Raw genomic sequence first — 13,528 nt, 5'->3', positions numbered from 1 at the left:
GTAGCGTCCGGGCGCATGAAGGTGGCGCCGTGTCAGCAGCGGGTGTGATCACGTCGCAGCAGACGGCTGCGCGGTCGAGGGTGGCTGTCCTCGTGGCTGTCCTCGCGGGGGTCCTGCTGGTGGTGGGCGCAGTGGGCCTGCGGTTCTACGAACCGCTGACGTGGAACGGTTACGTCGGCCCTGGGGGAACAGGTGCCACGCTGGTCGACGATCCGATCTTCGGGTCCGCCGCAGTCCTCGATGGACCGGCCGGCAGCACCGCGACCGTCGTCTACTCGGTCCGGAACGACGGTCACCTCCCGGTCACGGTCTTCGCTCCCGGCGCCGACAGGACGCCGGACGACATCGTCGACGTGCGCTGGGCCCCGGTGTTGGGACCGGGCAACACCTTCGGCGGGGTGCGACCCGACCCGGAGGCCACCTCGATGCGGGTCGGACCGGGTGAGGAGGTCGCCATGTGGGTCACCGTCACCAAGTCGTCCTGCGGGCCGGGTGTGACCACGACACTCGACGTCGTCCCGATCCGGTGGGGGCTGTTCGGCCTGACCAAGGTGCAGCAGTTCGAGCTGAGCCCCAAGGGCCCTCCGCCCCTGGTGCTCTGCAAGGCCTAGGAGGTACGTACGACCTAGGCGCCCGGGACCCACTCGACGAGACCGTCGAGCACGGCTCGGTCGCCGGTGATCTCCAGGGTCTCCAACGGGATCCGGCCGTACATCGTGAGGACGATCTCGCTGGCCGAGCCCCGGCCCGTCATGGTCGCAGGGTCCGTCGAGTCGCCACCATCCGGAAGGCGGGCGAAGCGAGCGCCGTCCCCGTCGAGCCAGAGCCGCCAGGCGGGGCCCTCGGTCGACACGTAGTCGAGCGTCGCCGGTTCGTGTGGCCAGGCGTACGTGGTGGCGTTGCAGGAGGAGAGGAACTCCTCGACGCCGTCCACAGCTGCCTCGTCGGGGATGGGCTGCGGTGCGCCGAGAGCGACCTGGGCGTCATAGGTGTGCACCGCGACCTCCTGCAGCTGGTGTCGGGCGACCGCCCCGGCCGTGAGTGGCGACTGCGAGACATCCCACCAGGCCCAGCTCCCCCGGTCCGGTCCGGCGTCCCGCAGGGTGGTGTCCAGCTCGGCAACCGAGTCGGCCAGCCAGGCCTGCAGGGCATCGCGGTCCCGGGGCGCGTCCGCGCCATCCCCAGGAGCCGTGCCCGCCGGTCGCTCGTCGGAGGGGCCGAACGCCACGATCGTCGCCCAGCGCTGTCGCCCTTGGCCGATGTGCTCGGCGAGGTCGAACAGCGTCCACCCGGGGCAGGTCGGCACCGGCACGTCGAGATCGGGCGCCGCGGCCACCAGGGCAAGGAAGGCGGTCGATCGCTCATCGATCAGTCTCAGCAGGTCGGGGAACTCCGGCGTCGTGTGCACCCCGGATGTCTACCAGCCCGATGACCCTCGGCGACATCGAGTTTCGGGCGGTCATCGGTATGAACCGTGCGGCCTTCGATCGTTTCTTGCTTCCGCGGGAGGCTCAGGCGTGGTTGCCGGCGCCGATGCGGGCGCGCAGGCCGAGGCTGAACACCTCGGCGGGAGGCTTCTGTGAGGACTCGAGCCTGCGGTAGGCCGTGGGGGTCGCGCCCACCTCGGCGAGGAACTGACGGTTGAAGTTGGCCATGTTGCGGTAGCCACTCAGCTCCGCCACCTGGGCGATGGAGGCCGGGGTCGTGTCGAGCAGGCGGCGGGCGTGCGCGATCCGCAGCTTCTTGACCATGTTGCTGAAGGTCATGCCGGTGGCACTGCGGAAGTACTTCGAGAACGTCGGCTCCGACATGTAGGCGAGCTTGGCCGCCGTGGAGAGCCGGATGTCGTCGGTGAGGTTCTCGAAGATGTAGGCCAGACCCGCCTCGACGGCGTTGAGCGAGTTCGGGTCGGTGGGGCGGCCGAGCCACTCACTGGCCACGACCTCGCGCTCCTCCTGGGGGGCGCGCGCGAAGATCGAGAGCAGGCGGAACAGGCTTGCGACCTGCTCGGTGCCCTCGCTGCGCACCACCTCGAGGATGTTCTCGGCGGCGCGCCAGGCGGTGGCGCCGGAGAAGACGATGCCTCGCGCGGACTGCGCGAGGATGTCGTCGATCTCCTGCAGCTCGGGGATGAGCCGCATGCACTCCCGCACCCACTCGTCGGTGAACTGGATGACGGCGTCGCGGTCGGGGGCCACCTGCCCCGGGGGCAGGTCACTCACCCAGTCGTGGGGTAGCAGCGGGCCCATGATGCTGACGTGTCCGGGGGCGAAGGTGCCCACGTGGTCGCCGGCGATGAAGCTGCCGTGGGTCTTGGTGATGAGGTGGATCTCGTACTCGGGGTGGGCGCCCCACCCACAGATCTCACTGGGGAAGTCGTGGGTGAGCGCACGGAAGGCGTGCTGCGGGTGAGGGGGGATCACCTCACGGCGAGGGGCGGTTGGGTAGGGGCTGCCGGGGCGGTGGGCCAAGGGGAGCTCGACCACTTCCGGGGGCGCGAAGCGCGCGAGGGGGCGCCTCGGCGTGCCCGTCGACTGATACGAAGTCCTCACCTCCATCTGCTCCAGCGTGCGGTCAGAGCCGATCGAGACCTCAGTCTGCCGCACGAACGCTCAGGCGTGAAGGGCCCTGCTCAGATGAGCGGAATGGGAAAGTATCGAAACTCTGGCGAAGGCGTCATTGTCCGGTTGCCTGCCTCGCGGCCACGCTGAGGTCATCCCGGCACCGCGGCCAGGACCAGGTGAGCCCCACCTCGTCCCCTGCGAACGGCGGGACTCGAGTACCAAAGGCTCACCTACCAAAGGAGTTAGGCATGCTCTGTTCGAAGCGCGCCCTGACCGCGGGTGCGGGCGTGGTGGCAGCCGCGCTCGCCATGGCGGCCTGCTCGTCGGGCGCAGTGTCCAGTGGCGGCGGCGGAGGCGACGGCAAGAACGTCACCCTCAACCTGGCCACCGTGAACAACGGCCAGATGAAGGACATGGAGAAGCTCAAGGGGGAGTACGAGACTGCTCACCCCGGCACCAAGATCAACTTCCAGGTCATGGAGGAGGGTGACCTCCGCGCAGCGGTCACCGCCGACGTCGCCAGCAAGGCCGGCCAGTACGACATCGTCACCATCGGCGCGTACGAGACCCCGCAGTGGGGTGCGAACGGCTGGCTGGTCGACCTGACCGGACCGCTCAAGTCCGACGCGGCATACGACGTCGACGACCTCCTCGCGCCGGTGCGCGAGGCGATCTCCAACGACGGCAAGCAGTATGCCGTCCCGTTCTACGGCGAGTCGTCGATCCTCATGTACAACAAGGAGATCCTCGACAAGGCGGGTGTCACCCTCTCCGCCAACCCCACCTGGCAGCAGGTCGCGGACGCGGCCAAGAAGGTCAACACCTCCTCACGGGCCGGCATCTGCATGCGCGGCAAGCCCGGCTGGGGTGACCTCTTCGCGCCGCTCACCACGGTCGTGCAGACCTTCGGTGGCAACTGGTACGACACCAGCTGGAACGCCACGGTCAACACGCCGGAGTGGAAGCAGGCGGTCACGTTCTACAAGACGCTGCTCGACACCTCGGGGGAGAAGGACCCGGTGTCCTACTCCTTCAACGAGTGCCTGACGGCGCTCAAGGAAGGCAAGGCCGCCATGTGGGCCGATGCCTCCGTGGCTGCCTCGATGCTCGAGGCCGACGACTCCCCGGTGAAGGGCAAGATGGGCTACGCCCACATGCCTGTCGACAAGACCAAGGAGTCGGGCTGGCTGTGGAGCTGGAACCTCGCGGTCCCGGCGACCACGAAGAACAAGGACGCCGCGATCGACTTCATCAAGTGGGCGACGAGCAAGGACTACCACAAGCTCGTCGGCGAGAAGCTCGGCTGGTCCCTGGTGCCCCCGGGTGCCCGTCAGTCGACCTACGACCTGCCCGAGTACAAGCAGGCTGCCGCGGCCTACGCGCCCATCACCCTGGACGTCATGAAGTCGGTGAACCCGAAGCAGCCGGGCGTGAACCCGCAGCCCTGGGTCGGTATCCAGTACGTGTCGATCCCCGAGTTCCAGGACGTCGGCAACCAGTGCGCCCAGCTGATCGCCGACTACCTCGCCAACCGCGGCACGGTGGACGACGCACTCGGCAAGTGCCAGGGCATCGCCAAGAAGGCGGGCGACGCGCACAAGTAGTCCCCGCCCGGTCCTGAGGACCTCCGTCCGAACTCGCACGGACGGAAGACAGGGTGCCGGGGTCGTGACTCCCATCCGGCTCCGGCACCCTCCCCCAGGTCCTTCCGCCCGTCCCGCAGATCGCCTGCTCACATCCCCCGAACACCACCTGTCCAAGCCACAACCAGGGGAGTTTCCTCATGGCCGTCACCGAGCTCGACACCGTCGTCGCGCAGACTGCGACCGACAAGCGGCGGGTCAAGACCACCTCGAAGGAGGTGTGGACCGCACGGTGGCTGTTGCTGCCGGCCGTCCTCTTCCTCATCCTGCTGACCCAGATCCCGTTCCTCACGACCGTCGGCTACTCGACGATCCGGTGGAACCTCCTCTACCCCAACGACCGCGGCTTCACCTGGTTCAAGAACTACGGCACGGCGCTGTCGTCCGGCGACCTGTGGCCGTCGATCGTCGCCACCGTCGTGATCACCGCGTTGGCCGTGGTGTTCTCGCTCCTGTTCGGCATGATGTTCGCCCTCCTGCTGAACCGTCAGTTCCGCGGGCGAGCGGTGGCCCGCACGCTGATGATCACGCCGTTCCTGATCATGCCTGCGGCCTCGGCGCTGATCTGGAAGTACTCGATGTTCGACACGAACATCGGCATCCTCAACTGGCTCTCGCGGACGCTGCACCTGCCGGTCATCTCGTGGAGCACCGAGCACCCGCTCCTGGCCGTGATCATCGTGCTGACGTGGGAGTTCACCCCGTTCATGATGCTGATCCTGCTGGCCGGGCTCCAGGGCCAGGACACGGGAATCCTCGAGGCGGCCCAGGTCGACGGCGCCGGCCCGTGGCGCATCTTCACCTGGATCACGTTGCCGCACCTGCGGATGTACGTGGAGATCGGTGTCCTGCTGGGCGCGGTCATCATCATCCAGGTCTTCGACCCGATCGCGATCCTGACCAAGGGCACCGGCGGCACCAAGACGCTCGCCTACCTGCTCTACGAGCGGGCCTTCATCGGCCTCGACGTCGGTCAGGCCGCGGCATACGGAGTCATCACCGTGGTGCTCACGATCATCGTGGCCACGATCGCGCTCCGCACCCTGTTCAAGGTCTTCATGGCTGGAGGAAGTCGATGACACGCAGCGTCCGGGGAGGCCTCGTCACCACACTCACGTGGGTGCTCGTCCTGGTCTTCTTCTTTCCCGTCTTCTGGATGATCATCAACGGCTTCAAGCCGGAGGCGATCGCCTCGTCCATCCACCCGAAGGTGTTCTTCAGTCCGGTGACCACCGGCTACCAGCTCGCGATGGACCGCGGGATGAAGGGCTACCTGATCAACTCCATCACCGCGTCGGTGACCGCGACGATCATCGCCGTGGTGCTCGCCATCCCCGCGGCGTACGCGCTCAGCATCCGGCGGGTGAAGAACGTCGAGAGTGCTCTCTCGTTCTTCATCTCCACCCGCTTCATGCCGATGGCCGCGGTGGTGCTGCCGCTGTACATCATCCTCAAGAACCTCGGCCTGCTCGACAACATCTACATGCTGGCCGTGGTCTACGGCGCGGTGAACCTGCCCGTCACGGTGTGGATGATGCGGTCGTTCTTCCTCGAGGTGCCGTTCGAGATCGTGGAGGCAGCCCGCGTCGACGGCGCCGGCCTCTACCGCGAGATCGTGCGGATCGTCCTGCCGCTGGTGCTCCCCGGCGTTGCCGCGGCCGCGCTGATCAGCTTCATCTTCAGCTGGAACGAGTACTTCCTCGCCACCCTGCTGACCAGCAACGCGGCCCGGACCACGCCACCGTTCCTCGGCAGCTTCGTCGACGGACGTGGACAGTTCCTCGCGGTCCTCTCCGCCGCCGCGACGATCGCGGCGCTGCCAGTCATCCTCGCCGGGTGGGTCGCGCAGAAGCAGCTGGTGCGCGGGTTGTCCATGGGCGCCATCAAGTAACCGACGGCCAGGACTACTTCCGTGACACACGAACCCACCCTCCACCACCGTGCCGCGGCCGGGGCGACCCTGCTCCCCGTCGTGCCCGAATGGGTCGCCCAACCCACCTACGACCGCTCGCAGGTGACGGCCTCGATCGTCCACTTCGGGGTCGGCGGCTTCCACCGGTCGCACGAAGCCGTCTACCTCGACACCCTGATGAACCAGGGGCAGGCGCTCGACTGGGGCATCTGTGGGGTCGGCGTGCTGCCGCACGACCGACGCGTCATCGACACCCTCGACGCCCAGCGTGGCCTGTACACGCTGATCGTCAAGCACCCTGACGGGAAGTGGTCCGCCAAGGTGGTGGGCTCGATCGTGGAGGTGGTCTTCGCCCCCGCGGACCGTGCGTACGTCGTTGACCGCCTGGTCGACGAGCGGACCCGCATCGTGTCGATGACCATCACCGAGGGCGGCTACCTGGTCAACCAGGAGACGGGTGACTTCGACGCGGACGACCCCGACATCAGGCTCGACCTCGAGCCGGATGCCGTGCCGCACACCGTGTTCGGGTACGTCGTCGCCGCGCTGGCCCGCCGCCGCGCCGAGGGTCGCGAGCCGTTCACGGTGATGAGCTGCGACAACCTGCCCGACAACGGAGACGTCGCGAAGCGGATGATCTGCGCGTTCGCCCGGCTCAAGGACCCCGACCTCGCCGACTGGATGGAGGCCAACGTCGCCTTCCCCAACAGCATGGTCGACCGGATCACGCCGGTCACGACCGAGGAGGACATCGAGCGGCTCACCGACCAGTTCGGCGTGACCGACCTGTGGCCGGTGGTCTGCGAGCCGTTCAGCCAGTGGGTGCTCGAGGACAGCTTCACCCAAGGGCGCCCGCCACTGGAGGACGCCGGGGTGCAGCTGGTCGAGGACGTCGTGCCCTACGAGCTGATGAAGCTGCGCCTGCTCAACGCGAGCCACCAGGCGATGTGCTACCTCGGCTACCTCGCCGGCTACCGGTACGCGCACGAGGTCTGCCAGGACCCCCTGTTCGTCCGCATGCTCGCCACCTTCATGGAGCAGGAGGCCAGCCCCACCCTCCAGCCGGTGCCGGGTGTCGACCTCGCGGAGTACCGGCGGCAACTGCTCGAGCGGTTCGCCAACCCCGAGATCCGGGACCCGCTCACCCGGCTGTGTGCCGAGTCCAGCGACCGCATCCCCAAGTGGCTGGTGCCCGTCATCCGCCACAACCTCGCCGCCGGTGGGGCGGTCGACATCTCCGCGCTGATCGTGGCGTCCTGGGCCCGCTATGCGGAGGGGAAGGACGAGCGGGGCGACCCGATCGAGGTCGTCGACCGGCGCAAGGACGCCGTCGTGGCCCGGGCCGCACGCCAGCACGAGGACCTCTGCGCGTTCCTGCGCGACCCCGACCTGTTCGGTGACCTCGCCGACCAGCCGCGGTTCACCGAGGCCTACACCCGCGCGCTCGCCGACCTGCACGAGCGCGGGGCCGTGGCCGCGACCGAGGCGGCCCTCCAGTCCTGACCCGGCCGACCACTGTGACGCATGGTCGGCCGGGTCAGCCCAACGGTGCGCCGAGGCCCGGCGTCCCGACCCACTGCCCGGTATGCCGCGCACCCCACTCGGTGCGCGGCATACCGACGGACGCGTGCCGGCGCAGACTGGCGCCTGCCGGCGCCGACTGGCGCGCGCCGGCGCCGAGCGGCGCGCGCGGGCATAGAACGGCGTGATGTCGCGTTGCGGGTCGAGGTAGGCACACCTGTCCACCTCGCGCGAAGCGCCGCACCCAGGAGTCACCATGAAGATCGCAGTCCTCGGCACCGGCAGCGTGGGGCAGGCCCTCGCCGGCCGCCTCCTCGAGCTCGGCCACGACGTGGTCGTCGGCACCCGCGACCCGGAGGCCACCCGCAGCCGCAGCGAGTCCTTCGTCGCCTGGCACGACGCCCATCGGGACGCGAGCCTGGCCACCTTCGCCGAGGCAGCAGCAGCCGCGGAGCTCGTCGTCAACGCGACAAGCGGGCCCGGCGCCCTCCCGGCGCTCGAGTCCGCCGGCGCCGACCACCTGGCCGGCAAGGTCGTCATCGACATCTCCAACCCGCTCGACTTCTCGGCCGGCTTCCCGCCCACCCTCTTCGTGAAGGACACCGACTCCCTCGCCGAGCAGATCCAGCGCACCTTCCCGCAGGCCCGCGTCGTCAAGACCCTGAACACCCTCACCGCCGCACTGATGGTCAACCCCGGGGATCTCGGCGCGGACTCGTCGGTCTTCGTCTCGGGCAACGACGACGCGGCCAAGGCCACTGTCACCGAGCTGCTCCAGAGCTTCGGTCACACCGACGTCATCGACCTCGGGGACATCACGACCGCACGCGGTCCGGAGATGCTGCTCCCCGTCTGGCTGCGGCTGATGGGCGCGCTCGGCACGCCCACGTTCAACTTCAAGATCGTCCGCTGAGGCGGTTTTGCCGCTGCCCGCCAGCACCCCGACGATCGGGGCATACCCGATCAAAGGGATATTCGGCGTAGTGTCACCCTTGTCGCGCTGGGGCCCGCTGGGTCCGCGCCGAGCTGAGGTCGTCCCGCCATGCCGAACGACACCGCACCAACCGTCCCAGAGCCACGACGCACCCTGGCCGAGCTGGCCGAGGACGTGCGCACGGCACGCGGGGAGGTCGCGGCGCGGCGGATGTCTCCGGTGACCCAGACCAGCCTGCTCTCGGCCCGTCGGGAGCTGCTCCGCGTGATGGAGCTCTATGCCGATGAGCTGGCCGCACGCCGGTTGCCGGTGCCTCACCAGCTGCGCGACGACCTGCGCCTGCTGCGGGAGATCCGCGGAAACCCCGGTAGTGACTGGCATCGGCGGGGCAGGGCCCTCTAGGGGCGTGCTCCGCGGTCAGTCTCCGCGACCGCTGCACAGACGCAGGAGGGCGGCTCCGTCGACTCCGTCGAAGAACCGCCCTCAGTGCGTCGGGGTGACAGGATTTGAACCTGCGGCCTCTTCGTCCCGAACGCCCTCGGGGGAATCGCCGGACCCAGATTCCGTTGCAAGGCAGTGCATCCTGGGATGCTTCAACGGTCCGAACTCAAGGCTTCTGAGGATCTGCGGGCTCGCGGTGGGCTCGCGCGTTCGCTCGTCCGAAACGCCGGGCGCGCCAACGTTGCACCGGCCCCAGTTCACACACCCAGAAGCCAGCCGCGAGTCCGTACACGAAGACGCCCACGGCGCGCCACCAGCTGAAGCCGTCGGTCCGGAGCCCGTTCGCCATTGCCAAGGCAAGGAGTCCGATGGAGACGAGGCACAGGGCGATGTACAGAGTGGACGGCCCTCTGCGGGCTGCTCGGCGTTCTGCGTCGTCCTGAGCAGTCGCACGTTCGGTCATGGACGCAGTGTGCCTGACCACAAGGCCGAAGGTTCGCCCTTCTGCCGACTGGGGTTGATCACAAACTACGGAGTGCCCGTCAGTCGTGCGGCCGTGAGGACTTTGGGCCAGTTCTCGTGCTTGGTGGCTGCCGCGTGGTTGTGGTTGTTCGGGGCGCGAAGACAGCCCTCGTGTCCTGCTCGGTGTCCTTCTGTCGCCCACTCCCGAACGGCAGTCCAGAAGCCTAGGGTGGATCCGTGGCATCGCTCGATTGGATCAGGCGACTCTGGCCGTGGCGTGCGCGGCGGTCGACCGATGGCTGGCCAGACATCACACCTCCGACGGTCCCTCCAGCTGGTCCACCCGTCTTTGACAACGGCCAGGAAGAGCCACCGACCCGATAGCGGAGCAGGGGAGCCTGCCGAAGTGGGCGGGTCAAGGGTGGACGGAGTCCATCACGCAGTGACGCGTAGCGCCCTTGATGCGTCCCGGAGGCGGGCGGAGAGTGGAGCGCAGGGTCGGCAGCTCGAAGGCGACTGTCGCGCATACTGTGCACATGCCACAGAGGGGCGAGCAGCAACGGGTCTCGGTCGTGGGGATGTTGTCCCTCGCGCTGTTGATCGGTTCCGGCCTCGTCCTGGCAACGTCGTTCTTGATTCCCTGGCCACCGGTCGTGGGCTTGCTCGCGATCTTGGTGGGCTTTCTGGCCCTCGTCGGGGTTGTCATGGTCGGGTTCAGGGGCAGCCGTCGCTCTGGACAGTCGGTTCGGGGTGCCGTTGGTCAGAGCGGTCGGGACGGACTGCGGTTCCTGCGCGACTTCCTGTAGCTGGGCGCGTGATAAACGCGCCGCAGGGGCGGCGCTGTCACGCCGAGATGTGTGTTTCCGAGGCTGAGTGCTGCCAACATGGCCGGGTGCGCGAGTATCAGTGGATTCAGGAGCATTGGCCGGCTGATGCGCGTCGTGATCCGCGGTTCGAAGGGCTGCACGGTGCTGTCGCCGAGCTGAGGCAAGAGGGCGACCTGATGGGTTTCGCCATGATGTCTGTAAACCAGTGGGCGACTCAGAAGTGGAGACTGTGGCGAAGGCGCCTGGTGAGCGCGGAGGACCGTCCCGACCTCGACCTGTCCCTCTTCGATGAGAAGGAGGGGTTCCCGACGTCGTGGTGGACCATGTCTCCCGAGGAGGCGACTCGCATGTACGAGGAGTGCGTGGTGCGCGGTCGGCTGGAATGGGAGGGGTCGGTGTACGACCTGCGTTGGCTTCCTGCGGATGAAGCGGCGACCGTGCGAGCGGAGAGGTTCTGGGAGCCAGACTGATGAGTAGGCGGCTTCGCTGACATTGCCCCTGTCCTATGGCGGGGGCCTTTGCATGTCGCGCGGGGTGCGGTGGGGTGCGCAGAGGGCGCGAAGCGCCCGGAGCGCGGGGCCCCATCGCGGGCCCTCGCGCCTCGCGGCGGAGCCGCGCTTGAGCCAGTAAGGAAAGTTCTCACGGCAGAGCAAGGACGCAGGCGAGAGCGCGCCGTCGATCGAAGTCCGCCTCTGCGCACGGCTTTCGACCGGGCCCTAGCCAGAATCTGAGTTCTGGTCTTCTGGGGCTACTGCTGTTGGCTTGGGAGCATCGGGTATGGGGCCCCTCCAGGCGGTGGTGCTCGGCCGCATGTAAAGGTTAGGTCTGACGTCGACCAGCGGAGCGACTCGCAGCCAACTCCAAAGGTCATGTGCGACGTCGACTAGAGGCTCGATGTTCGACTTTTGGGACACCTCGTGAATGCGCACGCCAGTGGCGATGTGCAAGGACGTTCGGGGCCTGCCGGAAGGTACGTCGTACGCCAGGTACCAAGCGCCTGCGGTGGCGATCCCGTTGGGCCACGTGCTGCGTGGTTGGTGCTCGATCGCTTGGGCAAATGTCCGGTACAACGTCTCCACGGTGATCTCGGATCGAGCAGCGACGATGAACGACATAACTCGATGGTCATCCTCGTCGGCCCGCACGTCGACGCCACGTGAGCCGCCAATGCCGCCGTTCACGATGTAATTTCGGCCTCCCCGGTGCGGTCGAGCGCCTTTACGGACCGGGCATTTTCTATGGCATTCCGAAGTGTCCTGCTCTTGAGAGTGGACTTGACCTCGATCACAGCTGCTACTGACTCGACTGGAAAGAATTGGGTACCGCCGACCTGGAATCGCGGGTGGTAGTCGCGGCGAACAATGATGAGATCCTGTTGACGACTTTGTTTCCCGGTGCTGTCGATGATGAAGCCTGTTGCGACCAAAAATCCCTCGGGTATCACCTCCCTGAGATACTGGCGCAAGACTTCTTCGCGGGCGCGGCCACGTTCGCCGCGATGCTTGACGGCCCCAACGGCTGCCATGCGTCTAGTCGCTTCAAAGGGCATGGGCGCCGATGATTTGCTGGGGTAGTGAGGGGCTGGGTCTCTCATCGGGATTGGGTTCGCTCACGGAACTGATCGTGTCATCGAGACGGGAAGGCATCCAGTCATATGTGGAGGACACTCGCGCCAGAGGAGGCCGGCGCAGCTAGACCCCGGGCGTGAAGCCCTAGCCGGGTACCGCTTCGAACGCGGCGGCGAGCCTCCGTCGGCCCCCTCTGGCAGTCGACAGACTGGCGTCATGTCCAACTTGGTTCATGGATCCACGACCATCCTTCTTGGCGCCGGGGCCTCGGTGGACGCGGGACTGCCGGTATCGTCCGAGCTAACGGAACGACTGGCCGCCGCCCTCTCGCAAAGAGACAGGACCGATCACGATCCGTACGGCGGCGAGCGGCTGAGCCGGATCATGCGCGCCGTTGTCGCCGTTCTTTCGGCTTGGGATGCCACCCATGGACGCGGCGTCACCGGGCCGATCGACGTCGAGAGGGTCTATGCGGCCTTGCATGCGATCCGGCACAGGGACGACCAAGAGATCGCGCCGTTCGTTTCGGACTGGAGCTCATTCCTCGCCCAGGAGAAGGCGGACGACTCGGTGCTACTGGATCTTGGACAGGCGCTGAAGCGGGCGTTCGCTGAAGGGACCCACTATGAGGTCGGCGCCACAGTTCAGCGGGCCTTCGAAGAGCTGCATGCGTTGAAGTCTTCGCACGACGTGTTCGGCGCGGTGGCCGATGCGCTGCTTAACGAGCTTCCGCGTGCACTCCATCTCGGTGATGCGAACATCGACTACTTGGCCCCGATGTGGCAGACCCCTGCGGACACCGTCGTCGCCACGCTGAACTACGACATGACCGTCGAGGCCTCCGCGGCGAAGTGCGGTGTGCCTCTCACCACAGGGGCCGAACGTTGGCGCGGTGGTTTCTCCTGGGTATTCGGGGAGGGGCGTCGGCTCCTCAAACTGCACGGCTCAGTGGACTGGACCCTGGTCAACGCAGACGACCCAGGCCGCATAGGCAACGACAGAATCGCGTGTTTCCCGCGGTATACGGTGGGAGATCCGAACGCGCCCTATCCTCGCGTTGTAGAGAGTCGCACAAGTGGGGCACCCGCTGTTGTGTTTGGGCGCGGAAACAAGATGCGTGCCGAGGGGCCTTACACCGCGCTACTTGTCGCCTTCGAGCAGGCTCTCCTCGCTTCGTCGAATCTCGTCGTCATCGGCTACTCGTTCCGGGATCAACACATCAACACTGTCCTCGAACGTTGGTACAACGCAGATCGAGATGGCCGTGGGCTCTTCGTTGTGGATCCTGGGTTTCCGTCGCGACCCCGCGGAGTAGACGACTACGCGTGGACTGTCAGCCGGCGCCTCCACGACCGGAACCCTGGACGGGGGGTGCTTCGGGCCAATCGGGGCCTGCTGCGGACTCCGGCCCAGGCTGGATTGCTGGAGCTGTTCGGAGCCGGCTGACCGAGTGATGGATTTTCTCGGGTCGTGCTTCGGGCGGTCGCGCTGCGGCGGACGAGAGATCCCACGTCTGACGGCCGGACGCGTGCTCTAGGGGCTCCTTCCGTCCGTGTGTTTGGCATTTCGGCCGTGGTTTCTCAGAACCTTGCTTCAGGGCGGCTTGGATGCGTCTATGTTGTGTCGCGGCAGTTTGTCTTCGTTGTCGCGCTTGGG

General features: G+C 67.2%; 13 protein-coding genes. 10 read left to right on the top strand and 3 right to left on the bottom strand.

The window, feature by feature from the left end:
• The first annotated feature begins 29 nt into the window (after window positions 1–29).
• A complete protein-coding gene (locus tag ASG95_RS19450; RefSeq protein ID WP_157582285.1) occupies window positions 30–611 on the top strand; it encodes a hypothetical protein in 582 nt (193 codons plus the stop codon).
• Window positions 612–625: 14 nt separating this feature from the next.
• Here ASG95_RS19450 and ASG95_RS19445 read toward each other — a convergent pair whose 3' ends face one another.
• Window positions 626–1,408 carry a maleylpyruvate isomerase family mycothiol-dependent enzyme gene (locus ASG95_RS19445; RefSeq protein ID WP_056921622.1) on the bottom strand — a complete coding sequence of 261 codons (783 nt, stop codon included), beginning with the start codon at window positions 1,406–1,408 and terminating at the stop codon, window positions 626–628.
• A 103-nt stretch (window positions 1,409–1,511) separates the two neighbouring features.
• On the bottom strand, window positions 1,512–2,558 hold the full coding sequence (locus ASG95_RS19440; protein ID WP_082593301.1) for an AraC family transcriptional regulator: 1,047 nt from the start codon (window positions 2,556–2,558) through the stop codon (window positions 1,512–1,514).
• Between the two features lie 254 nt (window positions 2,559–2,812).
• On the opposite strand from ASG95_RS19440, the gene ASG95_RS19435 reads away from it, so the two are divergent.
• From ASG95_RS19435 to ASG95_RS19400, 8 genes are all read left to right on the top strand, one after another.
• Window positions 2,813–4,168 carry a sugar ABC transporter substrate-binding protein gene (locus tag ASG95_RS19435; RefSeq protein ID WP_057378516.1) on the top strand — a complete coding sequence of 452 codons (1,356 nt, stop codon included), beginning with the start codon at window positions 2,813–2,815 and terminating at the stop codon, window positions 4,166–4,168.
• A 179-nt stretch (window positions 4,169–4,347) separates the two neighbouring features.
• Window positions 4,348–5,286, top strand: coding sequence for a carbohydrate ABC transporter permease (locus ASG95_RS19430; protein WP_057378515.1), 939 nt, complete (start codon window positions 4,348–4,350; stop codon window positions 5,284–5,286).
• Window positions 5,283–6,098 (top strand): carbohydrate ABC transporter permease, encoded by an 816-nt coding sequence (locus ASG95_RS19425; protein ID WP_056921625.1) that lies wholly within the window; start codon window positions 5,283–5,285, stop codon window positions 6,096–6,098. Before ASG95_RS19430 ends, ASG95_RS19425 begins: the two co-directional genes overlap by 4 nt.
• 21 nt (window positions 6,099–6,119) lie before the next feature.
• On the top strand, window positions 6,120–7,622 hold the full coding sequence (locus ASG95_RS19420) for a mannitol dehydrogenase family protein (protein ID WP_082592905.1): 1,503 nt from the start codon (window positions 6,120–6,122) through the stop codon (window positions 7,620–7,622).
• Between the two features lie 274 nt (window positions 7,623–7,896).
• Window positions 7,897–8,553 (top strand): NADPH-dependent F420 reductase, encoded by a 657-nt coding sequence (locus tag ASG95_RS19415; protein WP_057378514.1) that lies wholly within the window; start codon window positions 7,897–7,899, stop codon window positions 8,551–8,553.
• A gap of 129 nt (window positions 8,554–8,682) precedes the next feature.
• Complete coding sequence (locus tag ASG95_RS19410; RefSeq protein ID WP_057378513.1) at window positions 8,683–8,976, top strand: hypothetical protein; 294 nt, start codon at window positions 8,683–8,685, stop codon at window positions 8,974–8,976.
• 1,037 nt (window positions 8,977–10,013) lie between these two features.
• The gene (locus ASG95_RS19405; protein WP_157582283.1) at window positions 10,014–10,283 is read left to right on the top strand and encodes a hypothetical protein; all 270 of its coding nucleotides are present in this window, start codon (window positions 10,014–10,016) and stop codon (window positions 10,281–10,283) included.
• Between the two features lie 86 nt (window positions 10,284–10,369).
• A complete protein-coding gene (locus tag ASG95_RS19400) occupies window positions 10,370–10,774 on the top strand; it encodes a hypothetical protein (RefSeq protein WP_057378511.1) in 405 nt (134 codons plus the stop codon).
• A 707-nt stretch (window positions 10,775–11,481) separates the two neighbouring features.
• On the opposite strand, the gene ASG95_RS21510 is transcribed toward ASG95_RS19400, so the two are convergent.
• Window positions 11,482–11,829, bottom strand: coding sequence for a DUF6602 domain-containing protein (locus ASG95_RS21510; protein WP_157582280.1), 348 nt, complete (start codon window positions 11,827–11,829; stop codon window positions 11,482–11,484).
• 259 nt (window positions 11,830–12,088) lie between these two features.
• Between ASG95_RS21510 and ASG95_RS19395 the strand changes: the two genes are divergently transcribed.
• The gene (locus tag ASG95_RS19395; protein ID WP_082592903.1) at window positions 12,089–13,318 is read left to right on the top strand and encodes an SIR2 family protein; all 1,230 of its coding nucleotides are present in this window, start codon (window positions 12,089–12,091) and stop codon (window positions 13,316–13,318) included.
• Window positions 13,319–13,528: the final 210 nt, after the last annotated feature.

It is taken from the genome of Phycicoccus sp. Soil803, from assembly GCF_001429685.1.
Taxonomy (GTDB): domain Bacteria; phylum Actinomycetota; class Actinomycetes; order Actinomycetales; family Dermatophilaceae; genus Pedococcus.
This window is presented reverse-complemented; position numbering and strand designations above follow the sequence as displayed.